Source organism: Gemmiger formicilis (assembly GCF_018784445.1).
Lineage (GTDB): Bacteria > Bacillota > Clostridia > Oscillospirales > Ruminococcaceae > Gemmiger.
The window spans coordinates 102,652-129,441 of the sequence record NZ_WQOH01000004.1; the positions used below are offsets into that span (position 1 = coordinate 102,652).

Annotated in this window: 20 protein-coding genes; 17 read left to right on the top strand and 3 right to left on the bottom strand. The window is 58.7% G+C overall.

Going from position 1 to position 26,790, the window contains the following annotated elements:
• Window positions 1–44: 44 nt before the first annotated feature.
• The 6 genes from GPK89_RS00760 to GPK89_RS00785 all read left to right on the top strand — a co-directional run bounded on the left by GPK89_RS00760 (window position 45) and on the right by GPK89_RS00785 (window position 16,309).
• Window positions 45–10,544 (top strand): type II secretion system protein, encoded by a 10,500-nt coding sequence (locus GPK89_RS00760; protein WP_215690767.1) that lies wholly within the window; start codon window positions 45–47, stop codon window positions 10,542–10,544.
• 155 nt (window positions 10,545–10,699) lie between these two features.
• Window positions 10,700–11,494, top strand: coding sequence for a hypothetical protein (locus GPK89_RS00765; protein ID WP_215690770.1), 795 nt, complete (start codon window positions 10,700–10,702; stop codon window positions 11,492–11,494).
• Window positions 11,495–11,500: 6 nt separating this feature from the next.
• Entirely contained in the window at window positions 11,501–11,893 is a 393-nt protein-coding gene (locus tag GPK89_RS00770) for a hypothetical protein (protein WP_215690774.1), read from the top strand.
• Complete coding sequence (locus GPK89_RS00775; protein ID WP_215690777.1) at window positions 11,890–12,651, top strand: type IV pilus modification PilV family protein; 762 nt, start codon at window positions 11,890–11,892, stop codon at window positions 12,649–12,651. The genes GPK89_RS00770 and GPK89_RS00775 overlap by 4 nt, the downstream gene beginning before the upstream one ends.
• Window positions 12,652–12,773: 122 nt before the next feature.
• Window positions 12,774–13,991, top strand: coding sequence for an AfsR/SARP family transcriptional regulator (locus GPK89_RS00780; RefSeq protein ID WP_215690779.1), 1,218 nt, complete (start codon window positions 12,774–12,776; stop codon window positions 13,989–13,991).
• A gap of 245 nt (window positions 13,992–14,236) precedes the next feature.
• Window positions 14,237–16,309, top strand: coding sequence for an elongation factor G (locus GPK89_RS00785; RefSeq protein WP_215690782.1), 2,073 nt, complete (start codon window positions 14,237–14,239; stop codon window positions 16,307–16,309).
• Window positions 16,310–16,430: 121 nt separating this feature from the next.
• Here GPK89_RS00785 and GPK89_RS00790 read toward each other — a convergent pair whose 3' ends face one another.
• From GPK89_RS00790 to GPK89_RS00800, 3 genes are read right to left on the bottom strand one after another with little or no spacing between them, the layout of a single operon-like run.
• Window positions 16,431–17,420 (bottom strand): glycosyltransferase family 2 protein, encoded by a 990-nt coding sequence (locus GPK89_RS00790; RefSeq protein WP_215690784.1) that lies wholly within the window; start codon window positions 17,418–17,420, stop codon window positions 16,431–16,433.
• Between the two features lie 9 nt (window positions 17,421–17,429).
• Entirely contained in the window at window positions 17,430–17,852 is a 423-nt protein-coding gene (locus tag GPK89_RS00795) for a hypothetical protein (protein ID WP_215690786.1), read from the bottom strand.
• A 10-nt stretch (window positions 17,853–17,862) separates the two neighbouring features.
• Window positions 17,863–18,297, bottom strand: coding sequence for an Lrp/AsnC family transcriptional regulator (locus GPK89_RS00800; protein WP_215690790.1), 435 nt, complete (start codon window positions 18,295–18,297; stop codon window positions 17,863–17,865).
• 661 nt (window positions 18,298–18,958) lie between these two features.
• Here GPK89_RS00800 and GPK89_RS00805 point away from each other — a divergent pair.
• The 11 genes from GPK89_RS00805 to GPK89_RS00855 all read left to right on the top strand — a co-directional run bounded on the left by GPK89_RS00805 (window position 18,959) and on the right by GPK89_RS00855 (window position 26,785).
• The gene (locus GPK89_RS00805) at window positions 18,959–19,921 is read left to right on the top strand and encodes a calcium/sodium antiporter (RefSeq protein ID WP_215690792.1); all 963 of its coding nucleotides are present in this window, start codon (window positions 18,959–18,961) and stop codon (window positions 19,919–19,921) included.
• 21 nt (window positions 19,922–19,942) lie between these two features.
• Window positions 19,943–20,122, top strand: a complete 180-nt coding sequence (locus GPK89_RS00810) for a hypothetical protein (protein WP_215690793.1) — start codon at window positions 19,943–19,945, stop codon at window positions 20,120–20,122.
• 174 nt (window positions 20,123–20,296) lie between these two features.
• The gene (locus GPK89_RS00815; RefSeq protein WP_215690794.1) at window positions 20,297–20,932 is read left to right on the top strand and encodes a sigma-70 family RNA polymerase sigma factor; all 636 of its coding nucleotides are present in this window, start codon (window positions 20,297–20,299) and stop codon (window positions 20,930–20,932) included.
• A gap of 339 nt (window positions 20,933–21,271) precedes the next feature.
• Window positions 21,272–21,850 (top strand): TetR/AcrR family transcriptional regulator, encoded by a 579-nt coding sequence (locus tag GPK89_RS00820; RefSeq protein ID WP_215690795.1) that lies wholly within the window; start codon window positions 21,272–21,274, stop codon window positions 21,848–21,850.
• A gap of 110 nt (window positions 21,851–21,960) precedes the next feature.
• Window positions 21,961–22,575 (top strand): class I SAM-dependent methyltransferase, encoded by a 615-nt coding sequence (locus tag GPK89_RS00825; RefSeq protein ID WP_215690798.1) that lies wholly within the window; start codon window positions 21,961–21,963, stop codon window positions 22,573–22,575.
• A gap of 1 nt (window position 22,576) precedes the next feature.
• Window positions 22,577–23,182: a class I SAM-dependent methyltransferase gene (locus GPK89_RS00830; RefSeq protein ID WP_215690801.1), complete on the top strand. Its 606-nt coding sequence runs from the start codon at window positions 22,577–22,579 to the stop codon at window positions 23,180–23,182.
• 67 nt (window positions 23,183–23,249) lie between these two features.
• Window positions 23,250–23,933: a class I SAM-dependent methyltransferase gene (locus GPK89_RS00835; protein WP_215690804.1), complete on the top strand. Its 684-nt coding sequence runs from the start codon at window positions 23,250–23,252 to the stop codon at window positions 23,931–23,933.
• Window positions 23,934–23,944: 11 nt separating this feature from the next.
• Window positions 23,945–24,808: an MBL fold metallo-hydrolase gene (locus tag GPK89_RS00840; protein WP_215690808.1), complete on the top strand. Its 864-nt coding sequence runs from the start codon at window positions 23,945–23,947 to the stop codon at window positions 24,806–24,808.
• Complete coding sequence (locus GPK89_RS00845; protein WP_215690811.1) at window positions 24,805–25,506, top strand: L-2-amino-thiazoline-4-carboxylic acid hydrolase; 702 nt, start codon at window positions 24,805–24,807, stop codon at window positions 25,504–25,506. The genes GPK89_RS00840 and GPK89_RS00845 overlap by 4 nt, the downstream gene beginning before the upstream one ends.
• Window positions 25,506–25,997, top strand: a complete 492-nt coding sequence (locus GPK89_RS00850) for a hypothetical protein (RefSeq protein WP_215690814.1) — start codon at window positions 25,506–25,508, stop codon at window positions 25,995–25,997. Before GPK89_RS00845 ends, GPK89_RS00850 begins: the two co-directional genes overlap by 1 nt.
• Before the next feature lie 14 nt (window positions 25,998–26,011).
• Complete coding sequence (locus GPK89_RS00855) at window positions 26,012–26,785, top strand: alpha/beta hydrolase (protein WP_215690815.1); 774 nt, start codon at window positions 26,012–26,014, stop codon at window positions 26,783–26,785.
• The last annotated feature ends 5 nt before the right edge of the window (window positions 26,786–26,790 follow it).

A 26,790-nucleotide genomic window follows, 5' to 3' on the forward strand; every position in this document is an offset into this window, starting at 1 on the left:
TGTGTCTATCTGTCAGGATTTTTTTAGATATGCAGGGAGCATCTATGCTGCATCAACGCAAAAACAAAAAGCGCACCGGCGGTTTTACGATGGTAGAGCTTATGGTCGTGCTGGCCATTATGGGCATATTGGCTGCGCTGGTGGGCGGCGGCCTTATCGCCTACACTCGCCTGGCCCGGTTTGAGAAAAACGAGGCCAACGCCCGCACGCTGTTCCAGGCGGCGCAAATCTCGCTGACCCGCATGGATACTGCGGGCGAGCTGGATGCGTTCTGCGCCGATGTCGAGGATCAGGGCAAGGCGGGCACGCACTTTACCGATGATGTTGTCATCACCGATGCCGCCGGGAATGAGGTGCGCCGCCGCACGGCCAGTGAGCTGAACAACGGCATCTACGCGCTGTACTACGATAAGACCGACGGCACGGGCCAGAACGAGCTGGTCCAGCGGCTGCTGGACGATTATATCTACGATGATTCGATGTTTAGCGCCGCCATCTGCGTGGAGATCGACCGGGCCAGCGGGCAGGTGTACTCGGTGTTCTATGACACGAACTCCGACAAGCTGCGCTTTGCCGCGGACGGCGTGGCCGACGCAACCGATATCACCGACCGCAGCTACGACCACCGCCGCAATGACAGCCTGGTGGGTTACTACTCGGCCGAGGACCGCGTCAACGTGGTGGAATTGCAGCAGACGAAGCTGAAAGTCAAGAACCCGCGCCTGTCCAACGGCGAGACGCTGACCCTGAACTGGGGCGGCAACTCCAACCTGGCCGACATGGACACTGTCTACACGGCAGTGGCCTACCGGGCCGAGAAAAACGGCCTGACCGGCTACAAAATTGCCGATGAATCGAAGCCGCTGTTCTCCATCGAGATCAAGCGCCCCAACACCGAACAGCAGGTGCTGGCAGAATTGGAAACCACCGTCTGCACCTACGGCGCCGACGGCACAAGGACCGAGACCAAGCGCACCCTGCGCTATCCGCTGAGCTACAACAAGGGCAACTTTGTCCTGACGCTGGACGCCATGGCCGATGCCTCGCTGCTGCGCACTTGTGAGAAAGATACAAACACCGCCGACAACGACCTGTATAGCATCACTCGCTTGCTGGCCGAGCCGGAGAATATCATCATCCGTTTGCAGGCTGCCCCGCGGGACGAGTATGCCGACAGCTACACCGCCAGCAAGAGCGAGGACTCCAACGCCGAGAACACGCTGTTTGCCATCGACGGCACCAAAACCGACGCAGAGCTGAAATATTTCCGCCACCTCTACAATGTCCGCTGGACCAAAAACTGGGGCGATGCGAAAGCCACCTACACCCTGAAAGCCCAGGGCATGGGCGCCAACGGCCTGAACTGGACCGGCGGCGTCACCGTCTACACGGCGGCGGGTGTGGGCAAAAACCCCGAGGCCAAGGTCCCCAGCCAGACCGACCCGGTGGCCTGGCCCACCATCCCCGCGCTGGGGGAAAATATCACCCTGCAAAGCGAAACGACTGTGGCCGGCACGGCCCGCGTGCCGATTCTCAACTTGCAGCTGCGCGGCAATTCGGTCGCGGCAGTTGACAAGACGAATGAGAATCCGCTGGACCGCTATGTGGGTCTGGTGGGCGAGAACAACGGCACGATCTCCCACATTACGCTGCGCGACGCCGACGTGCAGGTCAACACCGAAATCAAGGCGCTGACCACCGGGCAGAACGTGCCCGAGGGCGGTATCCGCCTGACGAACACGACCTACTTGGCCGAACTGCCGGAAGGCGACACCGCCCGCCGCGACGGTGTGCGCGCCGTGGGTGCGCTGTGCGGCGTCAACACCGGCACACTGCAGGACTGCACGCTGCTCCACGGCACCAACAACGCCTACAAGGCGCAGGTGCTGGCCACGCTGCATTTTGACGACGATACGACCGAAAAGACCCGCATCCCTGACGCTGCGAACACATACTACGAGCACGAGCCGCAGGGCATTGGCGGCCTCGTGGGCGTTGCCATACCCAAAAACGATGCAGGCACCAAGCTGGAAAACCTGACCGTGGGCGAGAACGTTACGGTGGCGGGCCTGCTGGTGGACGACGATACCACTGACACCACCGACGAACCCGGCGAAGCAGGGGAAAAGGCCCGCTATACCGCCGCGGCTGCCGACACGGACGACACGAAAACGCCCACCCGCTGGCGCAGTGTCGGCGTGGGCGGCGTGTTCGGCACGCTGGACGCGGCTAACCTGAAAACCGACGATAAAACGGTCATTGCCAACGCGGCCAATGTCACCGGCAGCGGCTTTGTGGGCGGCATTGCGGGCAACCTGTACAGCACCGATACCGCCGCCGACGGCACGATAAAGACAATCGTAAACAGGCTCGCCAGCACCGGCACGGTCAGCGCGGGCGTGAACTATCAGGGCGACAACACTAAGACCGAGCACAGCCTGGTGCTGGGCCAGTTCTTCGGCGGCATTGCGGGCTACACCCAGGATGTCGTGCTGGCCAACTGCACCGGCACTGCCCGCGGTACGATGACCGAGACCGACCTGCGCAGTCAGGTGGATGCAGGCTACGCCAGCGACGGCACGCTGAACGACAACAGCCCCCTCAAGGGCGATTTCGTCGGCGGCCTTGTGGGCTTTGGCAAAAATATCCTGCTGCAGAACAGCCGCACCGAGAAAGGCTATGTCCTGGGCAGCCGCTTTGTCGGCGGCCTGGCGGGCGGCTTCACCGGCAGCACGCTCCACGCAGACAGCGCCGCCAACACCAGTGATGTGTTCGGCAACCGCTATGTGGGCGGCATCGTGTCGGTCAACGGAAGCGGCAGCATCATCCAGACCAGCACCAACAGCGGCCTCGTTGCGGGCCTGGGCAAAAATGCAGCCTACGTCGGCGGCATCGTCGGTGTCAACGACGCCACCTGGGGCGCGGACGGCGCCGCCCAGGCCGAAAAAGCGCAACTTATCAACTGCACCAACAGTATGTCCGGCGACAATGCCACCGACAGCCGCCGCATCCGCCTTTTGCAGGCATTGAGCACCCACGCGGGCATCACCGAGTATGCCAATTATGTGGGCGGCCTGGTGGGCTATAACGGCACCAAGGGCAGCGTGACCTGGGACCGGTACGGCACCCCGACGCTGGGCGCGATCTTGTACGGCGACACCTTCGTCGGCGGCCTGGCGGGCTACAACGATGTGAACGCTGCCATCACCAACACCAGCGGCAAGCCCCTGACTATCCGCGGCCAGATCGTGGCCGACGGTGACGCCGTGGGCGGCATGATCGGCCTGAACACCGCACCCGTCCTGCCCACCGCCACCGTGGAGGCTACCCGCGTCGAGGGCGCCCACTTTGTCGGCGGCGTCATCGGCGCAAATATGCCGGTGGGCAGCTTCACCGTGCAGGACACCCTCGGCAAGGCGGGCGCACTGACCACCACGGTCACGGCGGGCCGTGTCCGCGCGGACGGCGTGGCGGGCGGCATCATCGGCTACAACCGCCTGCTGGCAGCCCTGCCGCAGAGCGTGACCTATGCGGCCATGCTGCCCACCTTCAGCGACGACAATGTGCTGACCGACAGCACGGCCGTGACCAGCAGCGGCGCAGCGGTCTGCCTTGAAAACTTCACCAATACCTTCAACCTCGAGGCCAACGCCTACGTCGGCGGCATCCTTGGCTATAACGATGCAGCGACGAATCTGACCATCCGCAATGCCGTCAACGGCAGCAGCAGCAACGCGCTGGCCGTCGGCGGTCTGAGCATGGGCACCGACGACACAGCCCACCGGCTGTACCAGGGCGTCAAGCTGCTGAGCCTGAACCAGAACTACGAGTTCGGCGAGACGCGCGGCTACCTGGCGGGCGGCATCATCGGCTTTGCCGCCAAAAATACCACGCTGGAAAACTGTACGAGCTACGGCAACATTGCCCACGCCTGCGCGGCGGGCGGCCTGACCGGCTGGAACGACGGCACGATCAGCGGCGGCATGACCTGCGCTTCGCTGGGCAGCCAGCAGGCGGGCTACCTGTACCTGGGCGGCATCGCGGGCGTCAACACCCGCAGCATCGCCAACGCGGCTCCGGATCAGGGCGTTGTGCTGCGCGGCAATCAGGTCATCGGCGGTATCGCGGGCATCAACATGAGCGGCGCGGCGGTCACGTATGACCAGGCCGCTACCCCCGCCGCATCGGTGGTCGCTACCTACTGCGCGGGCGGTGTGGCAGGTGTCAACTGCGGCACCATCACGCTGGGCAGCACTACCCAGCTGAACTTCACCGTCACGGCTACGACCTACGCAGGCGGCATCGCGGGCAGCAACAACGCCCGGGGCAGCACGCGGGGCCTTATCACCGGCGGCGTGCCGATGGCCCAGGTCACGGCTGCGACCTACGCGGGCGGTGCTGCGGGCATCAACTATGCCGATATCCGCAATGTCAACAACCAGGCCCCGGTGCGCGCCAACGATACGCTGGCGGGCGGCATTGCGGGCCAGAACGCGGCGGGCGGCGTCATTGACGGCTGCCGGGATACGAACCGCGAAGTCTACGCCACCAACGGCGTGGCGGGCGGCATCGCGGGCACCAACGCGGCGGGTGCGGCCATCCGCAATGCGGAAATTACGGCGGGGGCCACCGTCACCGCCGCCAACGGCGCGGCGGGCGGCTTTGCATCGGAGAACAGCGGCCTGATCGAGAACGGCACGGTCCGCGGCGGTACCATCAACTTTACCAGCGGCACCATCGGCGCGGTGGCGACCTACAACCGCAAGGGCGGCATCATCCGCGGCACGGCGGTGGCGCAGGACGCCAAGGTGCACCTCAACGGCCCGGCCACCATCGTGGGCGGCATTGCGGGCCGCAATGAGCCGGGCGAGAGCGCGACCGACGCGGCATGGATTGAAAACGCCGCCGTCAACGCGGGAGCACTGGACTTAAACGGCCTGACCGTCAACGCAAACCTCGTCACCCTGGGCGGCGCAGTGGGCAGCAACGCGGGCAAGGTCAAGGGCACTAACGTCACCCTCAGCGTGACCGAGGGCGACAAACTGGAACGATATCAGAATTTGGGCGGCGTCGCAGGCCAAAACGACGGTACCCTGGATACGTGTACCTATCAGGGCACGCTGGGCCTGGCCGGCGCCAAGGCTGACGGCGATTTTGCCTGGGGCGCGGCCAGCAGGAACGGCAACACCATCGGCGGCATTGCGGGTGTCAACAACGGCACGGTGCAGAGCTGCGCGGTCCCGGCCATCGTATTGCAGGCGCGCGGCTCCAACAACGTAAGCTCTTTGCAGACCGACGCGCAGAAGCTGGACAATGCCACCCACGTGGGCGGCATTGCGGGCCGCAACAACGGCACCATCAGCGCCAGCTATGTGGCGACCGACGCAAACGGCAAGAGCATCATTGCGGCGAGGTACGGCTTTGTGGGCGGCGTGGCAGGCTCCAACAGCGGCAGCATCACAAACAGCGGCAGCCAGCAGGCGCAGGCGCTTGTCAGCAAGGTCAACAACGAGTGGCTCCCCCTGAACACCGACGACGCCAACACAGGCATCAACGCCATGGTGGCCGAACTGACAAAGACGGACGGTACTTACACCGGCTTTAAAGGTGTGGATACCGTGGGCGCTCATGATTACGGCTATGGCAGTGTGTACCTGACCGAGAACAAAACGACCACCTCCGGCGGCCGGTGGGGGACGACGACCACCACCAAGGCGGGCCTGGCTGCCAACGACCTGACCGTCGTGCTGCGCGGCAATAATAATGTGGATAACAATGACAGCCAGCGCGGCAGCGGCTACCTGGGCGGCATCACCGGCTATAACTCAGTGACGGGGGCAATCACCGACAGCGCTACCGGCCGTTGGTTTGTCTACGGCGATAACATCAGCAAGACATCCACCATCGGCGGCATTGTCGGCACCAATATTTCCAGCAAAGACCTGACCACGCTGGTCAACTGCGCGGCGGTGCGCCGGTATACACGGCTCAGCTCCCAAAAAAATGATGATAACACGACAAATGAATATACTAGCGCTAAGGCCACGCGCATTGAGGTCCATGTCGGCGGCATCATCGGCCACCAGGGTAACGACCGCGACGACCTGTGGGCGCTGAGCAAGTGCGTCAACTACGGCACGGTCTACAACAGCCGTTCCAACAACATCGGCGGCATCGTCTCCTACTGGACGGACTATGGCGGCACGATCGAGTACAGCTTCAACTTCGGCGACCTGCTGACAAATATGAATGATAATTGGGACAGCTGCGGCACCATGGGCGGTATCGCGGGCTACTTTGATGCGCCTGTCAAGAATACCTCCGCCAATATCCTGCACTGCCAGAACCATGGCTCAATGAAGGGAACGAATAATAAAAGTGCGAACGATATCGGCGGTATCTTTGGCAAGGTGCAGATGGCAGATAAGACCGACCCCATGACCATCAATGTATACGACTGTGTCAATGGCAGTACGGTTGAAATCAAAGCACAGTCTATGGCGGTTGGTATTTTCGGTTATCTGGGGCCGTGGGATACGCGCGGCTCTACAATCGATAATGTTATCGTCAATATTGACCGCTGCCGCAACTATTGTACGAATATGAGCGCCAGCGCCGGCTACATAGTCGGCATCGTCGGCAGCCGTGGCGGCGGCGGCAGAAGTACGCAGCCTACGACGCTGAACAACTGCTTCTCGCTGGTAGGCGGTGATAACTGGCACCCGCTGGCCTATGACAGTCCCGTTGGTGCCGTAGAGAACATCAAGGGTTCAAATAACTATTATATTGACGCATATAGTAAGGGTGGCAAGAGCGCTTGGAACGCGCAAGCCTGGAATGAACGCTGGTTGGGTCACACAAGTACCAATTTGATAAACTTTACATGGTCTGGTGCAGACAGCCGCTTTAAGGAAAGCGCGGAAACCAAAAACTGCGGCGGTCGGCGTTTGAACCTGGGCAAAGACACCACAGACGACAGCTATTTTGCCATGCTGGCGGTGCCAAACAATACGAATGATAACACAACGTATGACCTGTCCCGGGTTGTCTACAACACGGCTTATATCCATGTAACGGATACATGGAAGCGTACAGTGGAAACAAAAGATGGCGATGTGTTGGGCAATATCCTGCTCCGTTTTACCGAGACAAACGACAGTATCAAGGGCTCAAGCGGCCAGAACATCCCCAGCAATGGCGATATTACCGATGAAGTCATCCAAAATTATTATAAGTATGTGTTGGAGGCCAATGAACCGAACCAGATACCCGAATCCATCACGATCCAGCGCAGTGAGGAGACTAAGGACGGCACCGGTGCAGTGTATGGCCGCTATCTCGTAAGCTGGACTGCCCCCAAGCAGGACGCCGCCCACGGCCCGGCCATGTACTATAAGCTGGAGGTGTACAAGACCGACGCAAGCGGCAATGTGACCGATGCCACCCCCATACACACGGCCATGGTCTACGAGACGAAGTACACCTTTGATAACGACCCGGACCGCGACGGCTGGACCGGCAACTTTGTCGTGCGCATTACCCCCGTGAACAGCAAGGGCGGCGGTACATCCCGCGATTCTGCGGTGCAGACCTTCGCCCAGACACTGCCCAAGCCGGAAATTGAAGTACGGCTCAAGCGTACCGGCACGGGCAACATATACTATCAGACAGTTGTGCTGACAAACTATGACGAATATGTCAGAATCGCCAATGACCAGTGGAAAGTTGATTTTAATTATGTGGGCGGCAGCTCCGGCAGCTTTAGCAAAGGCAAGAGTGAGCAGACCATCACCGACGGCTTGGACAATATCAGAACCCTGACTGCTATTGCTAACCCGAGTACCAGCACAGCGCCGTTCATGCGGTCGGAACAGTTCAGCGAGCGTACCGCCATTGCAGGCCCCTTTACAAATCCGGATAAGAACAATGAGTGGAACACCGGCCTGGCGGCTAAGGGCAATGTGACCGTCACAAATCCGACTGTTACAGGAACGACGGTCAATGACCTGACTATCAGCCTGAATTTGTCCTATGCACCGTTTAAGCGGGATGATAACAAGATGCAGGAAGCCCAGCCCATCTACCGCGTCATGCTCGTCGGCAAATACGTCGGCGACAGTGAGACGACGGCCAGCGGCACAAGCCTGACAGGCCAGTATATCACGCTGGCCGCGCAGCAGACCCGCGTTGGGGCTGCGGCCACCACCGTGACCTTCCGCAATCTGCCGAAGGAAGCCTTCACCAGCGACTACGAGGATTTGAAAATCGTCGCGGCTCCTGTCGAAAGCGGCATCGGCCCCTCGTACAGCCGTTGGGCAGCTACCGAAGACGAAGTCACGGCAGCGATTGCCCAGCGCGGCACAGACCCGGTCGCCTACTATGACGGCCTGGAAATCGTGCGCAAGGCAGGCGGCGACGGCTACGAGTACGCCCATATGACCGCGCTGTACTTTGTAGGCAAGGCGTACAATACCAACGACAAAGACAAATCCTATAACGATGTCCTTGCCCCCAGTCAGGTCAAGACACTGCAGACCGGCGTAACCACCCTGCAAGCCCCGAAGCTGGACGAGCAGCTGACGAAGGAAGAAGTGCGTACCGCCGAAAACAAGCTGTACTATACCTTTAGCTGGACCCAGACCACCGACGGCACGATACCGGATACAACAGTGCAAAAGTACACCATCGAACTGTACGGCGTGCAGGCCGACGGCAAGCAGGAGACCATCCGCCTGGCAAGCGGCGTGGATTTGGCTGACAGAGTCAAGTTTGACAATGCAGGCCGCTACACGCTGGAGCTCTGCGTGGACGACGACCTGGCCGAGGGCAGCAAGAGCTGGAAGTACAATAACGTCATTCTCCATGTGGCCCGCGTGTCCGACACGAACGCGCAGATCGGCCTGGCGGACGAGCAGAGCTACGCCGTCAACACCCGGCTGGATGCCCCCGACGCCCCCGGCGGATTTACCCGCCTGTATGACGAAAACAGCGCCGATGCACTGACATACAGCATCAACTGGCCTGCGGTCGTGGGTGCGGATCATTACACCCTGTACGCCCAGCGCCAGAACGCCGATACCACCTGGGAAACCGTGGAGACCTGGGAGAATATCACAGGCACCCAGACCGAAATCGACATGGAGCAGTACCAGGGCCAGGAACTGCGCTTCTACGTTATTGCCAACCGTGCGGCGGGCGACACCACCGGCTTTGACAGCCCGGACGGTGCACTCTGCGACCCGCAGGCTGTGAAGTCCCGCGTGGCGGCCCCGACGGTGAGCAGTGCGGCCTTTGCCCCGGCTGCGCCCAGCCAGGCGGAGTTCCTGAATGGCGAAACGCTGCAAATGACGGTCAACGGCAGCACGGCCAGCAGCTACTTCTTTACCGGCTATCTGTTTAAAGAGAAGGCTAACTATCAGACGATTGCTGCATTGGCAAATGACTGGCAAACTACCGCTGCCTTGGGCAAGGATAAGGCAGACAAGCTGGCTGCATTGCAGACTGCGCTGGATGCCATGCTTAAAAACGGTGACGCCATCTGCATCATCCCCGAAAGTGACCGGCAGAGCGGCGGCGGCACGCCCGCCGACGGCAGCGGCAACAGCGCGGCCTACAACCTGAGTAACGGCTTTACCATGAAGCCCGAGTATTCCCGCTACTACCTGCTGCCCGCCCTGCGCGCTATGGCAGAGACCAGCAGCGGCATGGAATCCTCCAACTGGTACTACTATGTGGGCGACTATACGGGCAAGCCGGAAGATATGCAGCTGCCCGCCATTCAGTTGGACGCCCCGGATGCAGGCCTGACCGCGGTGGGGGTGGATTATACGGTCGATTTGTACGACAGTGATGCCTACACGAGCACTACCGGCAAAACTGACGAAATAACGCTAAACCGCTTTGCGGTACAATGGCAAGCGGCCAACCGTTATCCGTCCACAGGCACGTCGGACGATGGCAGGGTCAGCAACCTGACCGACTATTATAAGTTCACGGTGACACCGGTGAGTGGCACTGCCTACACGATTGAAATGTGGACCTATGATGCCGATACCGAGACGAAAGACGCTGACGGCAACACGACGCTACACTCGCGCGGCGAAATCAGGCAGGTAAAAAAGACTGTCACGATAAACAACACGGCGTACACGACCGAACTTACCCCGCAGAACGTGACTGACGCCGACGGCAATGTGACCCGCACCTGGTACGACCTGAGCGTGATGCCTGTGTTCCAAGAGGACACGACGGATGTTGACCACTGGGAAAGCAAGCCGGAATGGCTCCGTGGCTGTGTAACGCAGGACGACAACGCGAAACCGTACTATCAGGTCAGCGTTGTGGCCGAGCTGGAGGTCGTGGAAAACGACAACGGCGAACCCGCTTACCGCGTATTGCTGCCCGATATGGCCAATGTGCTCACCAGCGGCGATGCCCTGCAAAAGTTTACCACCAGCATCCAGGTCGAGACGATGGCTCACTCCAAGGCCGACGGCAAGACCGTGGGCACACCAGACGCCGAGGCTGTAAAAATCGGCGACTAGACCCAGACCGTCGAGCTGATTGCAGAAGAGCCGACGCCCGACGAAAACACCGAAACCACACAACCGACCGAAACGCCCGCAGAGCCGCAAAACGCGCCCCAGCCCGTGGAGCTGACCGACAAGGCCGGGTAAACTACAACAAAGGAGGTGGCATCATGCGCCGAAAAGCACGCGATATCCTGCGGGACCAGCAGGGCCTTTCGATGATTCTGGTGCTCTGCATCGGTGCCTTGTTTGTGGCCCTGTCTGCGGCACTGGTGTACGCGGCGTCCGTGTTGACGGCCAACGCCAACCGCCAGCTTTTGGAGCAGGAGGCCTACCAGCTGGCCACGAGTTTTTCCGACGTGCTGGAAGGGGAACTGAACACCCCCACAAGCTCCTTCGCCGCGTTCGTGAATGACAGCTTCATGACCTCCACGGCCTACGGCGGCGATATCTACGGCAGCCCCTCGCAGCCCTACTCCTACACATGGAAAGCGGCCGATGCCGACACGAGCGGTGCGGAGGAAATCACCGTCACGCTGCGCCGCCGCCCGGGCGAGGACGCTGAAAAGCTGAACCTGAGCGGCGTGGGCCAGTCCGTCAGCACCAAAAGCGGCTGGCGCGACCAACTGACCAGCTGGCAGAGCAACGACTACCTGCTGACCGATCTGCAGCTGGACGTGACCGTCACCGCCACCAAGGCGGGGGAGAGCTTCGCCTATACCGTGACCTATGACCGGCAGGTACACTACCCGGTGTCTGGCTACACATTTGACGATAGTACGACGGTTTACACATGGAGCAAGGGCACAAACACCTTTGCCAGCCCCGGTTTGTCGAGTATCAATATTAAACCGGAGGACGCAGAGCGAATCATTGTGCCCCACTTTGACACCACCAACCCGGATAAGTCCACCATCCACTACACCCGCGGTGCCCGCCAGAGCACCAGCACAGCACAGGAGTGAGCCGCCATGAAACACAAATTGCAAAATCAGCGCGGCGAGACTATTGTCGAGGTCATCGTCTCCTTTATGCTGCTGTTGATGTTCACAGCCATGTTTGTGGTGTCGCTGCGGTACGCCCGGGCCATGTCCCAAAAGGCCGAGACGCTGCGGGAGACGGCCTACGCTTTCTGCGCCGGGCTGTACCCGCAGGAAAAACAGACCCCCGCCTGGCAGACCGAAAAAACCGGGCAGAGCTTTACCTTCAGCGCGGGCGCGGGGGCCGGGGCGTTCACCGTGGACGGTGTGGAACTGGACCAGGTGGAGACCCAAGCCGAAGTGAGCGAGAACGGCGGCACGCCCACCACCGAGACGCACACCTTCCACCGTTACGCCAAGGAGGCAGGGGAGGCAACGCCATGAAGCAGCTGCAAAACAAGCGCGGCACCACGCTGGTGGAGCTGATCGTCTGTATGGTGCTGCTGTCCATCCTGACGCTGGCGGCGGTCACGCTGATACGCCCCAGCGCCCAGGCCTACCGGGATATCCAGCTGCAGACCCGCGCCCAGAATCTGGCCGATGCCCTCATCGAGACGATACGCGGCGAGGTGCTGGACGCCAACGGCTATATCCGCTTTACAAACGGCGCGACGGACAGCGCAAATCCGGACAGCGTGTTTGACGCCCAGACCAGTTACAGCGACGGCACGGCGCTGGAATTCAGCGTCTACCCGAACCATGTGGAGCTGATCGACAAGGACCTTGTACCCGCACTGAAAAACAGCAAGGGCAAGGACTTGTTGACCCAGGCCCAGGCCGAGGAACTGAACGGCTACCTGCATATGCGGTTTTACCAGCAGGAGCAGAGTGATTTCGCCCCCCTGCACAAGAAGGACGGCGAGAAGATCGCCTACGCCTACACCACCGCCTACCCGAAGGAATCCTACATGGGGCTGTACATCAGCGACCTGCACTTTTACGCCCGCAGCTGGGCACAGGAAAACGACACCGACACCCCGCGCATCACGGCGATGACGGTGGTCATCACAGTAGCCAAGCGGGACAGCAGCGGCAATGATGTCCCCCTGTGTACCCAAAAGGCCATTGTGCCGCTGCCCGGCGAACCGGTGATTTTGTACGCGCCCGGCACCTGGAACGGGAAGGCATCCTCAGAGCGATAAGAGATTTTTTGCCATATTATAACAAAATGTGACAAAGCACTGGACAAATGCCGGACGGCTTGTTATACTATGAAACATAGAGACGTGCAGCAGGTCGCTGCCAAAATAAAGAGGGGGACATGATGGCAACCATTGAAATCAGAATGTTGGGCGATTTCGAGATTCGCGTCAACGGCAAACCGGTATTGGCGGTGCTGGGGCAGTCGCGTAAGACTACCGCGCTGGTGCAGTATCTGGTGCTGCAGCGGGGTGAGCGCGTAACCCATAAAGTCCTCACCGATACGCTGTGGGCGGGGGAACGGTCCAGTAACCCGGATATGGCGCTGCGTGCCATCCTGCACCGTTTCCGCAATATGATCGAGGCCGAGGGCTTGGACGAGCTGCGAAACTGCATCCTGACCAGCCGCGGCTGCTACCAGTGGAACCCCCACCTGGACTGCACCGTGGATGTGTTCCGAGTCGGCGACCTGTCCGAGCAGGCCCGCCGCGAGGAGGACCCCGAAAAACGCGCTAAGCTGTATGAGCAGATCGTTGATCTGTACCGCGGCCGCCTGCTGCCCCAGTCTGCGTCCGAGCAGTGGGTCGAGGGCGTCAGCGTGCGGCTGCATGGCCAGTATCGCACCGCCATGTTGAGCCTGCTGGAGCTCTGCAAAAAGTGGGGCGAAAGCACCCGCATCATCTCGCTGTGCAACCACGCCCTGGAACTGGACCCCTACGAGGAGCGCCTGTATCTGGAAGAAATCGTCGCGCTGGAAGCCCTGGGCCGCCATAACGAAGCCCAGAAACTGGCCCGCCGCGGTACTGCCATGGGCTGCCTGCACCATGCCATTGAGCCGGGCCGCGCCGGTTCAGCTTACCGCCAGATGCGCCAGGCTGACCGCAATATGGAAGGCGAGGTCGCCAAGCTGGTGGCTGCTCTGCCCGACACCGAGAACGCCGGGGCCTGCATCTGCGACTTCGAGACATTCAAAGAAGCCTACCGCGTGCAGCGCGGCGTGCAGGCCCGCTACGGCCTGCCGGTGTTCCTGGCAATCATGACGGTGGCCCCCGGCCAGGATGCCGAACCCGACGAGACCTCCACGATGGTGGACCAGTTGGGCGAGCTCATCCACACGAGCCTGCGCCAGTGCGATGTGGCCGCCCGCTATACCGAGACGCAGTATGTCATCATGCTGTGCGGCAGTGCCGCCGAGACCGGGTCCAGCCCGCTGGAACGCATCAAGGCGTCGTTCTACCGTGTGCCCGCTCATGGCCGTTACCTGCTCAGCTACAGCCTGTACGTGCCCGAAGTCAAGCCCGACGGCGGCCGTGCCCGCCGCAAGCGAAGCAAAAAACAGTAAAATATTTCCGCCCAGCCGCAAAAAAGTTTCGCGGCTGGGCGGCTTTTTTTGATTTTTTACACCTTCCACAATCTTTTGCCTAAAATTTTTTACAAAAAATCCGAAAAAACTGTTTAAATTTCCATGATAATGTGGTAAAGTAGTATCAAACAGGCGGGAGTGTTCAAAAATCGCTCCGCCGCAAAGAATATCTACGCCGCAGGGCAGTTGGAAATGCCCCGGCGCGAAAAGAGGTTTGACGATCCATGGGCTACGCAAGCAAAGACATCCGCAACATTCTGGTGGCCGGCCACGCCGGCTGCGGCAAAACGACGCTGACCGAGGCGCTGCTGTACATGAGCGGCGCGACCGAGCGTATGGGCCGCGTCGAGGACGGCACCACCGCCAGCGACTTTGACCCCGAGGAGATCCGCCGCAAGGCATCGCTGAATTCCAGCGTCGTGCCGGTTGAGTTCGAGGGTGTCAAGTACAACCTGATCGACGCACCGGGTCTGTTTGACTTTGAGACCGGCGCTGCCGAGGGCATCATGGCTGCCGAGAGCGTGCTGATTTGTGTTTCCGGCCGTTCCGGTGTCACCGTCGGTGCCGAGAAAGCCTACCAGATGGCGCTGAAAAACAACAAGGCGCGGATGATTTTTGTCACCAAGACCGACTTAGAGAACGCCGACTACTTCAAGATTCTGGAGCAGATGAAAATTAAGTTCGGCCCCAGTGTCTGCCCCTGCGTTGTGCCGGTCCGTCTGGACGACGGTACTGTCGCCTACATCAACCTGTTCAGCCAGAAGGCCTTCAAGTACGAGGGCGGCAAGCAGATTCAGATCGACGTGCCTGATATCGGCCACCGCTTTGAGGGCCTGATCCAGGCCATGAGCGAGGCCATCGCCGAAACCGACGAGGCCCTGATGGAGAAATTCTTCGAGGGCGAGGCCTTCACCACCGAGGAGATCGTCCAGGGCATGGCCGCAGGCGTGCGCAGCGGGCAAATTACCCCTGTGTTCTGCGGCTCTGCCGTCAACGGCCAGGCACTGGATATGCTGATTTATAACATGAACGTGCTGCTGCCCGGCGCGGATACCGCCTCCGCTGTGGGTGAGGCGAACGGCGAACCGGTGGAGATCACCGCCGACCCCGCTGCCCCGCTGTGCGCCTACGTGTTCAAGACTGTGGCGGATCCCTTCGTCGGCAAGCTGAGCTTTATTAAGGTTCTGTCCGGCAAGCTGACCGCCACCAGCAACGCCATCAACGCCCGCACCGGCCAGCCGGAGCGCCTGGGCAAGACGCTGACTGTCTGCGGCAAAAAGCAGACCGACACCCCCGAGATCGCTGCCGGTGACATCGGCGCGGTCGCCAAGCTGGCTACCGCCAAGACCGGCGATACCCTCTGCGACCCGGCCCGCGTCGTCGCGCTGCCCGCGCCGGTCTACCCCATCAGCTGCTACCGCATGGCCGTCAAGGTCGCCAAGAAGGGCGACGAGGGCAAGGTCGGCGGTGCGCTGACCCGCCTCATCGAGGAGGACCCGTCTATCAAATTTGAGGTCGATCCCGAGACGAAGCAGCAGATCATCAGCGGCCTGGGCACCCAGCACTTGGAAGTGGCCCTTGCCAAGCTGAAGAATAAGTTTGGCGTGGAGATCACGCTGGAGACCCCGCGCGTGCCTTACCGCGAGTCTATCCGCAAGAGCTGCAAGGCCCAGGGCCGCCACAAGAAACAGACCGGCGGCCACGGCCAGTTCGGCGACGTCTGGATCCAGTTCGAGCCTGTGCAGGGCGAGGCCATTGAGTTTGCCGAGAACGTGTTCGGCGGCAGCGTGCCGAAGAACTTCTTCCCCGCTGTTGAAAAGGGCGTGCGCCAGGCGGCCGAGCACGGTGTGCTGGCCGGTTATCCGATGGTCGGCATGAAGGCTACCCTGCTGGACGGCAGCTATCACCCGGTCGATTCCAGCGAAATGGCGTTCATCATGGCCGCTAAGCTGGCCTACAAGGCTGCTATCCCCGAGGCCGGCCCTGTCCTGCTGGAGCCCATCGGCACACTGAAAGCTCATGTCCCGGCGGACAACACCGGCGATATCATGGGCGAAGTCACGAAGCGCCGCGGCCGCGTGCTGGGCATGAACCCCGATGACGACGGCCTGCAGGTCGTTGAGGCGGAAGTGCCCATGGCCGAGATGCAGGATTTCACCACCTTCCTGCGTCAGCTGACCCAGGGCCGCGGGTACTACACGTTCGAGTTCGTGCGGTACGAGACCCTGCCCCAGATGCTCGAGAGCAAAGTCATCGAGAAGGCCAAGGCGCTGGGCAACTTTGCAGATGAGGATTAAAGCGTAAAAAATAAGCACCTGCTGACCGGTATGCGTGTGACCGGTCAGCAGGTGTTTTATTGTGTTGCGTTGTAGGGGGCGGCGTCCTCGACGCCCCGCGGGCAAAGCCTGAATCCCCCTGTCAGGTAATCTTCAGCGCCCGCTGCACCCGATACACAATATATCGGAACAGCCCGACGATCAGACTGCCCTCCACCCAAAAATAGTTGGGCAGGTTGCGCCAGCGGAACTTCGGCTTCTGTATCTTCGGCAGGGCGACCCAGGCTTCGTGAAAACCCTTGGCGTAGTCATTGCCGAACCCGCGCAGTCGGAACATCAAAACCTTCAGCAGATACCCCAGCAGCATCGGGATAAAGTTGATGACCAGCATCAAAAGCGGCTGGTTTTTGTAGGGCAGCAAAATACTGTTGCGCCCGCTCTGGATGCTCTTGAACGGATTGTACCGCACCGCACCGGTCGTCGCGCCGCAGATGTGGCGGCACTTGGCCGTGGGGCAGTAGACGTTCTTGTAGCCCAGGCTGTTCGCGCGCCAGCTCAGGTCAACATCCTCATAGTAGGCGAAAAACAGTTCGTCAAATACGCCGATTTCGTCCAAAATCGATTTGCGGTAGAGCGCCGCACCGCCGCAGGCACTGAAAATGCGGCAGGGCTTGGTGTAGCGGCTGGCTTTCAGGCCGTCGCCGCGCTTGCAGGCAAAACCCAAAATTGTCACATAATCGCCCGCGTCGTCAACCAGCTCCGGCTCATAAAAGCGCAGCATCAGGCTGCTGACGGCAAAAATCTTCGGGTCGGCGTCAGCGGTCCTGATAAGCTCCGCCAGCCAATCCGGCTCGGCAAAGGCGTCGTTGTTGAACAGCACCGCGTACTCGCCCTTGGCAATCGCAATGCCCTGGTTGACTGCGTGGGAAAATCCGGTGTTCTCGGCGTTCTCAATCAGTGTGTAGCGGTCACGGCCGCGGTAGCTGCGGGCAATTTCCAGGCTCTCGTCTTTGGAGCCGTTGTCAATGACGATCAGCTCAAAGTCCTGCTCGGTCTGTGCCCAGACCGACTCGATGGAATCCCGCAGCCAGCCCGCGCCGTTCAGATTCGGGATGATAACAGATGCTTTCATGGCGTCTCCTCAGCGGTAGTAAGGGGTGGCGTAGTAGTAGGCCAGCTGGCTGTGCACCACGGCGCTGAACACCAGCGCGGCCACCAGCACCAGCAGCGCCGCGGCTGCCGCCACGACCAGCGTGCGGACGACCTGCGCCCGGGCCAGCCGCTTGCGGGCCTCGTTGTGGGTGCCGCCAAAGCTCCACACCAGCGCCAGGATGAACCCCACGACCGGGATGGCAAACAAAATCATCGTGCCGGTGGTCGCGCCCTGGCTCATGGCTTCTGCCATCGGCTCGGCCTCGCGGTCGTCGGGCGTGCCATACAGCGGCGCGGCGGGACCGGGCTGGGCGGCGGGGCGTACCGCCAGCGGGGCCGGGGCACCGCACTGGGGGCAGCGGTCAGCGTCGTGCGGCAGCAGCAGGCTGCAGTTTTTGCAGTAACGTAACATCTTTACCTCGTTATTCGGCCAGCGTCAGATTGCGGTCCAGCTGGGTGTTCAGGATGATCTGCGTGTTGGTGGAACCCATCTTCTGCATCTTGGTCAGCAGGTGTTCCAGTGCGTCAATGTCGGTGCAGCTGACCTTTATGATAAAGTTGTAGCTGCCGGTCACGCGGAAGCATTGCAGCACCTGGGATTCCTGCTCGATCATCGCCAGAAAGCTGGCGCGGGTCGCGGCGTCCACCAGCACCGAGATCAGCGCTTCGACCCGGGCGGGGGCGTCTGGGTGGCGCAGCACCACGGTGTACCCGCCGATGATGCCCTCCTGTTCCAGCCGATGGATGCGGCTGGAAACAGCCGGGCTGGTCAGATTGACCTGCTGGGCAATGTCTTTGACAGGCATACGTGCATTTTCCGCCAGCAGCTGTATAATTTTGTGGTCGAGATCATCCATGAGTTGACTCCTTGCTTTTCTTTTGTATAATGCGCACAAAAAAATAAAGTGAAGTATACAGTCGTTGTTATCTTTAACAAAATTGAAAAAGTATGCTTTTTTCTGCACGTGCTAAATAAAATTAAGCTATCGTGGTTTTATTATAATCTTTTGAAAACCAAAATGCAAGTGTGACATTTGACATTTTAAGAAAACTTGCTATAATAATATTTGTAATCAACCAAGACATTCACTGACCTTTATATACTTTCCCACCCCTCTATGCACAAAGGCCCGCAGGTATTTCCTGCGGGCCTTTGTGTTTGCACAGATAGGACAGATGCGGGCAATGTGTGCAAAATATGGAGCAAACGAAAGCCTCCCCCTCGGGGGAAGGTGACCCAAAGGGCTGGAGGAGGGGCGCGTGTACCGCTATTGCCCGCAAATGGGTTGCTGCGGGAGGTTCGCCCCTCCTCAGTCCGCTTCGTGGACAGCTTCAGTCTCCGCGCTAAGAGCCGCCTTCGGCGGTTACGCTCCGACACGCGCCTGCGGGCGCAGCCCCTCGGAGGAAAGCCTTTGCAAAATTTACAATTTAAACCCCACCGCATTTGACGCAGCACCGTTTTCTATGCTATAATAAAAATTCCGACGTCACTCGTCATTTTTTACGGAGGAATCACCTATGCTTATCCCTGTACTGCTGTTTATCGTCGGTCTGCTGTTCCTTATTAAAGGCGGTGACTGGTTTGTCGACGGTGCCTCTGCGCTGGCCCGGCGGTTCCATCTGCCGGAACTGCTCATCGGTGCGACCGTCGTTTCCATCGGTACGACTTTGCCGGAGGTCATGGTTTCCACCATGTCCGCGCTGTCCGGCCATGGCGAGATTGCCTACGGTAACGCCATCGGCTCGGTCATCTGCAACGCGGCGCTCATTGCGGCTATCACCATCGCTGTGCGCCCCGGCAAGGTCGACCCCAAAACGCTGAAAACCCCGGTCGCCTTCTTCTTTGCGGCGGCGGCCATCTACTGCATTGCGGCGTATGTTTTCGGCAAGTTCACCCGCGTCATGGGCTTTATCATGCTGGCTATGTTCGTGGCCTACATGGTCGTCAACGTGCTGCAGATGAAAAAAGCCCCCGCCGTTGACGCTGAGACGTCCGAAGAAGAGGAAATGTCCCTGGCCAGGACGCTGATCCTGCTGGTGCTGGGCGCGGTGCTGATCGCCGTGGGCGCAAACCTGCTGGTGGACAACGGTACCCTGATTGCCCAGGCCCTCGGCGTGCCGGAGAGCGTCATTGCACTGACCTTTGTCGCGCTGGGTACCTCTCTGCCAGAGCTGGTCACAGCCATCACCTCGCTGGCCAAGGGCCACAGCGATCTGTCGCTGGGCAACGTCGTCGGCGCAAACGTGTTCAACCTTGTGCTGGTCAGCGGCGTGTCCGTCTCGCTGGCACCCTTCACCATCCCGCAGAACTCCACGCTGTTCGGTATCAATTCCAGCCTTGTGTTGGAACTGCCGGTCATGCTGGCCGTCATGCTGATTCTGACCGTGCCCGCCCTCGTCAAGGGCAAGCTAAACCGCGGCCAGGGTATCCTGTTGCTGGCCATCTACGCCGCCTTTTGTGTAGTGCAGTTTACGCTGTAATATAGTAGAAGGTAGTTCCCTATGAACCTGCAAGAACTTTCCGCCGCCATCGACACGCTGGGGGCGTTCTGCGGCCCGCGGGGTAAAAACTTTCTGGCCCATGTGGAGGTCGCTGCCGAGGTGCAGGCGGCCTTTGCTCAGCTGCAAACCGTCTACGGCACCGACACCCGCGCCGCTAACCCGGCCTACACCACAAAATAAATTCTGCCCAAAATGAAACGCCCTGCCGCGGTACACACGGCAGGGCGTTTGGTTTTTCCGGCACACGGCGTGCCGGGGGTCATATTTGCTTGTGCTTGCGGCGCAATACCTTGCGGCCCGTTGCCGAAGCATAAAGGCCCGCAGCCCGGCATACATTGGTGCGAGGTGGTGTGTATGCTGGGCATTTTGGGTTTGTTTTTGCGCGCGGCGGCGGGACATATTTTGTACCTGGCACTGCATCTGGAAAGTGGGTCCTTCCCGCGGCCCTTGTCCCCGGATCAGGAACGTGCGGCCTTTGCGCAGCTGCGCGGCGGCGGGGCCGGGGCTGCCCGCGCCCGGGACCTGCTGATCCGCCACAACCTGCGCTTGGTGGCGCATATCTGCAAAAAATACTACGCGGGCACAGCTGCCCAGGACGATTTGATCTCGATCGGCACCATCGGCCTAATTAAGGCGGTGGACACCTTTGACCCGGACAAAGGCAAGCGCTTTTCCAGCTATGCGAGCCGGTGCATTGAAAACGAACTCCGTATGGAGCTGCGGAGGGTGCGCAAGGCAGGGGTGCAGGTCAGCTTGCAGGAGCCGCTGGAGGCTGGCGGGCAGCTGACGCTGGCCGACACCCTGCCCGATGACGCCGAGATGGAAGCCGACTGCGAGCAGCGGGCCGACGCTGCCCGGCTGCGCGGGCTGGTGGACGCCCTGCCGCCCCGGGAGCGGGCAGTCATGCGGATGCGGTACGGCTTTGGGGGCGGGCCGCGCACCCAGCAGCAGACGGCGCAAGCGCTGGGCATCAGCCGCAGCTATGTATAGCGCCGCCACTAATGTAAACGATGCCCGGAGGGCCGAAAGGCTCCCCGGGCATCAGTGCTTTGACTATTGACTTTAGCGGCCACTCATCAAATTATTAGTTACGATCTGCATCTTCTACGATTGATTTGATTGTCTCTAACGTAGGCCTAAAGCTTTCGAAAGAGAACATATCAAAACCAGGATTTTTTCTGCCAAGAGTGTCCGGCTCTTGGCAGATTTTTTCACGCGCAGATTGATTATTATGAGCGAGTTTTTCCCCGCACCTCTTGCAAAACGGAAAGAAGCGCGATATAATATGACCAAATGAACTAAAACGGTCATATTTAAGGAGGCGCGAGCTTGGCTTTTACCGATTACGAGACCGAGCAGCTCCGCAAGGCGTTGCTGAAGGAAACAAGACATTGCGCTGTTACACTGGGGATGAAGAAAACCTCCGTGGATCAGCTGACGAAGGCGGTCGGCATTGCGAAGGGCTCGTTCTATAAATTCTACGAATCCAAGGAAATGCTTTTCTTCGCGGTTTTGGAAAACATTCACTCCGAGCTTTACAGAGTGGCTGACCATGCACTGAGCGAAGCTGACAGCTTACCGCCGCCGGAGCGCGCGGCAAAGGCGGTTCTTGCCGTTTGCCGGCGACTGTCTGATACCGGCGACATGGTTTTCATTGAAAACGATGCAAAGCTGCTTTTGCAGAGACTGCCGGAGGATGTCAAAAACGTGCATTACCACGATGACGAGACGCACATCCGCCAGCTTTTGGAGAAATATGACCTTGTGCCGAATCGCGGCATCTCTTTAGCTGCCGCCACGGTGCGGGGACTGATCTTGACTGTTTCCCACAAGGAGCAGATTGGAGAACTGTACCCGCAGGTGCTGGAAACGTTAGTGTACGGCGCTTGCAGGGAGTTGTTTAAATAAGCGGAAGGCCGCAGAGATGCGGCTTTTCTGAGATACAGTAGTTAGTACCATCTAACGGCGTGGCTGTACGTATCGGCTAGGCAAGCCTAACATTGAAAGGAATGATAGCGATGCAGGAACACAAGAACTTCTGGGACAAAAATGCCGGTCGGTACGACCGCTTTATGCGAAAGGATCAGGCGGCGTATGAGGAAATGTATGCGCTGATCCGTCCGGTCGTGAAAGGCAAAACAGTGCTGGAGCTTGCCACCGGTACGGGGTTGATCGCAAAAAGCATCGTGAACGCGGCGGCACACATCGAGGCGACGGACGCCTCCGTGGAGATGATCGCCGAGGCAAAGCGGGATAATCAATCTGCAAAGCTGCACTTTTCGGTGCAGGATATGTTCCGCCTGCCCTATGCAGACAAGTCCTTCGACGTGGTGATCGTGTCCAACGCGCTGCACATCGTGCCGCAGCCGGAGAAAGCCCTTGCCGAGATTCATCGGGTGCTGAAGGATGATGGCGTGCTCATCGCGCCGACCTTCACCCACGCGGGGAACTCGTTTTCCGGCAAGGTCAGGGCATTTTTCATGAAGCTGGCGGGCTTTCATCTCCACAGCAAGTGGACGAGTGAGGAATACTTGCGCTTCCTGCGGCAAAACGGCTGGGCGGTGCGGAAAAGCGTTGTTCTGAAAGCCTCATTCCCGCTGACCTATGCCGAGTGTGAGAAAACGGAGGTGTGATATGTCATTCTTTGAAAACACCCGCAAGCCTGTTGGCTTTGGCGGGAAAATTATGGTTGCTATGATGAATCTGGGACACAGTCCCGTGGCGCGGTGGGGGCTTCGCTTTTTAGAGCTTGCGCCGGATGCCAGAGTGCTGGATTGCGGCTGCGGAGGAGGCGCCAATATCAAAAGGCTGCTGAAAAAATGCCCGCAAGGCATCGTCAGGGGTGTGGATTATTCTGCTGTCAGCGTAGAGAAAGCCCGGAATTTAAACCGGACTGCCATCCAGAAAGGGCGCTGTGCGGTGTGGCAGGGCAGCGTGGAACGTATCATCTTTGCCAAGGATTGGTTTGATGCGGTTACCGCGTTTGAAACGGTCTACTTCTGGTCGGATTTGCCGCAGTGTTTCCGGGAGGTTCGGCGGGTGTTGAAGCCCGGCGGGACCTTTCTCATCTGCAACGAAAGCAACGGTGACACGGACAAGGACGAAAAGTGGACGGAGATCATCGGCGGCATGACCATCTACAAGGACAGCCAACTGAAAGCGTATTTGGAACAGGCGGGTTTTCAAAATATTCAGATACACAAAAGAAAAAACTGGCTTTGCGTCACGGCACAGAAATAGGATGCAGCGGTGAACCATCCGGCATCAGAAGGGCAATTATAATGCGGAAAAATGAGGAGGAACCCCTATGGAGCGAAAGGAAGCGATCCGCAGCGCCTATCGGCTGACAGGCGGCAACAATTTTTACGACGGTATGATCACCTGCTCGACCTTGAGCGGAAAAGCGGTATGCCGCTTGGTGTGGGATATGAACAAGGCGGAAAACGACGCCTATCTGGAAAAGGCAATGGCAGGTATTCCTGAAAACTTCTCGGGTAAGCTGCTGGAGGTACCGGTGGGGACCGGCATTCTGACCATGCCGCTTTACCAAACGCTGCCCCAAGCGGATATTACCTGCCTCGATTACTCGCCGGACATGATGGGGCAGGCGCAGCAAAAGGCGGAACGTCTGCACCTGGAAAATGTGACCTTCCGGCAGGGGGATGTGGGCGCACTGCCCTTTGCGGACGGTGCGTTTGATATTGTGTTGTCGCTGAATGGCTTTCATGCGTTCCCGGATAAAGAGACCGCTTATCGGGAGGTCTTTCGGGTGCTGAAGCCCGGAGGAACCTTCTGCGGATGCTTTTATGTGATGGGCGAGCAGAAGCGGACGGACTGGTTCGTCCGGCACGTTTATGAAAAGGCGGGCTTCTTCACGCCGCCCTATGAGACGGTTTCCGGTCTGAAAGCACGGCTGGATGGAATGTATACGGATGTGGACATGGGAAACCTGAAAAGCATGGCGTGGTTTGTCTGCAGAAAGGCAAAATAGGAGGCGATGATATGTCAAAGAAAGCAACCGAGTTTCAGAAAAAAGAAATGAGCAAGATGTACCGAGGCAAGGAGATCTTCAAGCCGCTGAATACAGGCTGGATCGACGGGAGTGTCGCCTGTGTGCGCGAATGGGTGGCGAACATCTTCTTCTACCGCAAGGGCGATACGGCCATTATGATCGATGCGGGCTATAACTACGACCGCCTTGCTGAAAAAATGAGCTGGCTCAGCATCAATCCGGCATCCGTCCGGCACATCCTCATCACGCATCAGGACACTGACCATGTGGGTGCAGTGGAGGCCGACAGTCCGGGACTATTCCGGGACGCAAAGCTCTACATCGGCGAGGTTGAGAACCGCTATCTGACCGGCGAAGTGCGCCGCAAGGTGATCTATCGCCTGTACAAGCTGCCGCAGGTCACGATCCACAACGAAAAGGTACTGTTGCATGACGGCGAGGTTTTCGATATTGGCGGCATCAAAATCGAATGCTTCCTTGTTCCCGGTCATACCTGGGGGCACATGGTATATCTCATTGACGATAAGTATCTGTTCACCGGCGACACGCTGTGGTTCGGTGCGGACGGCGGATACAGCTTTATTTCCTCTCTGGCAGAGGATAATAAGCTGGCTGTGCAGTCACTGGCGGAGCTGGAACGGAAACTGCGCGCCCGTGGTCTGCATCCGTATTTCATCACCGGTCACACGGGATGGACGGACAATTTGGAATTTGCTTTTGCCCATAAGGACAAGCTCTGTTCGCCATTCAAGAAACGGGTACACGACCCGTCGGCACCCTATGATGCCTACGACGAATCGGACGACACCGAAGAAAATGCAAAGAGCGGTTTTCTGAAAGGCGTGGGAAGATGAAGGACAGCGAATTACAAATTGACCGCAGCTGCCATGTGCTGTATTCCAAGCCCTGCAAAAAGGAAATACTGACGAAAATCGCCCTGCACTATCCGGAAGCAGAGCGGGAGACAGTATGGGAAAAGGTGCAGCGGCAGTACGCGGTCTTTCTCTCCGACTGGCGCACCGACTTGGGCGGCAAAAAGAACTTCCACAACGGCGTAGGCGGCACCTACGACTGCATCGCCTTCATGAGCTATTATGTGGTCTGCAAAGCAGTTACTTCGTTCCGTGAAATCGAAGAGATGGAGGAAAATCTGATTCTTCCGACTTTCCGCAAGCTGAAAATTGTGGACTGCAACAAGCCGTTCTGGAGGAAGCTGATGTACAAGGCGTTTGTTCGTGCGAAAAGCGGCTGCGACAAATGGCACGATTACGAGATGTCGGTTGCGCCTTATGAAACCGACAAGCCTATTTATTATGAATTTACGGCGTGCCCGGCAGCGGAGTTTGCTATCCGGCACGGTCTTACGGACATCATGCCCGCCCTGTGCAATGTGGACTATGCGTCCATGGAACTGCTCCATGCCAAGCTGGTGCGGACGACCACCTGCGTGGACGGCTGCCGATGCGACTACACCATCTGCGGCGATAAAGACCCGTACTTGAAGGGACATCCCGAATACCGGGATGAGGCGGGCTTCAGGAGGAATCGGTAATGCTTTTACAGGTGATTTTGGAAGGTATCGGGCTGGGCGTTCTGCTCATTTTGGTTTGCGCCATCGGTATCCGCAAGGGCGCGGTGGGCATGGTGCATCTTTACAGCCCGGCGGTGCAGCAGCGGTGCGTGAAGCTGGGACTTACAACACACGAGAAAATCAAGCGCAATTCTCTACTTTTCAAAGCCGTTTGCATTCCCGGCTATATTGGCTATGTGCTGGTTTGTGTCTATGGGATAAACGGTGCGCACGGCTTTGCGGCGGGCTTCTGGCAGCTGATTGTCATCTTGTCCGTTATGAATCTCATTGACCGCTTTTTGGTCGATGGCTACTGGGTGGGGCACACGAACGCATGGACGATTCCCGGAACAGAAGATCTGAAGCCCTACATCACCGCAAAAGACAAGCAGAAAAAGTGGCTTTTCGGCACGGTGGGTATGGCAGGTATAGCGGCGGTGCTGGCGGTCCTTATGACGGCTTTTATTCACTGAGGAAAGGAGAGACAATGAAGTTTAAGACATTGGGAAATCGAAATGCTCCCGCTGTTTTGTTTTTTCACGCTATGGGCGTGACGGGGGAGAGCAGCGAACCAGTTGCGAAATACTTACAGGATAGGTATTTCTGCATTTTACCAACCTCCACCGTTTACTGCGAAGGGCAGAAATATGTCAGCAAGCTGGACGAAATACGGCAGGTGGAGGACTTTCTGCATCGACAGGGCGTGGAGCGGCTAGCGATGGTGGTCGCTTCTTCCATCGGTGCAGACCTTGCCATGGCGTTTTTGACAAGTACAGAATTGCCCATCGGACACGTTTTCTTTGACGGCGGGCAGTTTGCGCAAATCGCAAAAGGAACGCGCCGCGTTATGACGCCGTTTTTGTATTTCGCTATCAAGAGCCTGTATTGGTCAAAGGGCGGCACACTGAAAAAGATTTTGTGGTGTGACGATGACTCCATAAAGCCGTATTTTATAGCCGCAGGCGAAAATCTGACCTATACAAATCTGCGGCGGCAGATTTTGGACAGCTTGGAGGATAAACCCTTTCCGTCACTTTCTAAAGAAATGCAAAGGCATATCTATTTCGAGTTTGGCAGCATAGAAGACTATTTCAAATACCGTCAGGCAGTGATGGAAGCCTATCCCTGCGGCAATTATCCCGTGTTTGAGGGGTACGATCATATGCAATATCAGATTCGTGACCCGCAAGGCTTTGCTGAAATGCTGACATATATCGCTGCGTATGACGGTATGCCGAAGCTGCCCTTTATCAGAAGGTGAGATGT

Coding starts and splice junctions, on each gene's coding strand:
- GPK89_RS00760 (WP_215690767.1), top strand. CDS start 45: ATGCTGCATCAACGCAAAAACAAAAAGCGCACCGGCGGTTTTACGATG.
- GPK89_RS00765 (WP_215690770.1), top strand. CDS start 10,700: ATGCGCCGAAAAGCACGCGATATCCTGCGGGACCAGCAGGGCCTTTCG.
- GPK89_RS00770 (WP_215690774.1), top strand. CDS start 11,501: ATGAAACACAAATTGCAAAATCAGCGCGGCGAGACTATTGTCGAGGTC.
- GPK89_RS00775 (WP_215690777.1), top strand. CDS start 11,890: ATGAAGCAGCTGCAAAACAAGCGCGGCACCACGCTGGTGGAGCTGATC.
- GPK89_RS00780 (WP_215690779.1), top strand. CDS start 12,774: ATGGCAACCATTGAAATCAGAATGTTGGGCGATTTCGAGATTCGCGTC.
- GPK89_RS00785 (WP_215690782.1), top strand. CDS start 14,237: ATGGGCTACGCAAGCAAAGACATCCGCAACATTCTGGTGGCCGGCCAC.
- GPK89_RS00790 (WP_215690784.1), bottom strand. CDS start 17,420: ATGAAAGCATCTGTTATCATCCCGAATCTGAACGGCGCGGGCTGGCTG.
- GPK89_RS00795 (WP_215690786.1), bottom strand. CDS start 17,852: ATGTTACGTTACTGCAAAAACTGCAGCCTGCTGCTGCCGCACGACGCT.
- GPK89_RS00800 (WP_215690790.1), bottom strand. CDS start 18,297: ATGGATGATCTCGACCACAAAATTATACAGCTGCTGGCGGAAAATGCA.
- GPK89_RS00805 (WP_215690792.1), top strand. CDS start 18,959: ATGCTTATCCCTGTACTGCTGTTTATCGTCGGTCTGCTGTTCCTTATT.
- GPK89_RS00810 (WP_215690793.1), top strand. CDS start 19,943: ATGAACCTGCAAGAACTTTCCGCCGCCATCGACACGCTGGGGGCGTTC.
- GPK89_RS00815 (WP_215690794.1), top strand. CDS start 20,297: ATGCTGGGCATTTTGGGTTTGTTTTTGCGCGCGGCGGCGGGACATATT.
- GPK89_RS00825 (WP_215690798.1), top strand. CDS start 21,961: ATGCAGGAACACAAGAACTTCTGGGACAAAAATGCCGGTCGGTACGAC.
- GPK89_RS00830 (WP_215690801.1), top strand. CDS start 22,577: ATGTCATTCTTTGAAAACACCCGCAAGCCTGTTGGCTTTGGCGGGAAA.
- GPK89_RS00835 (WP_215690804.1), top strand. CDS start 23,250: ATGGAGCGAAAGGAAGCGATCCGCAGCGCCTATCGGCTGACAGGCGGC.
- GPK89_RS00840 (WP_215690808.1), top strand. CDS start 23,945: ATGTCAAAGAAAGCAACCGAGTTTCAGAAAAAAGAAATGAGCAAGATG.
- GPK89_RS00845 (WP_215690811.1), top strand. CDS start 24,805: ATGAAGGACAGCGAATTACAAATTGACCGCAGCTGCCATGTGCTGTAT.
- GPK89_RS00850 (WP_215690814.1), top strand. CDS start 25,506: ATGCTTTTACAGGTGATTTTGGAAGGTATCGGGCTGGGCGTTCTGCTC.
- GPK89_RS00855 (WP_215690815.1), top strand. CDS start 26,012: ATGAAGTTTAAGACATTGGGAAATCGAAATGCTCCCGCTGTTTTGTTT.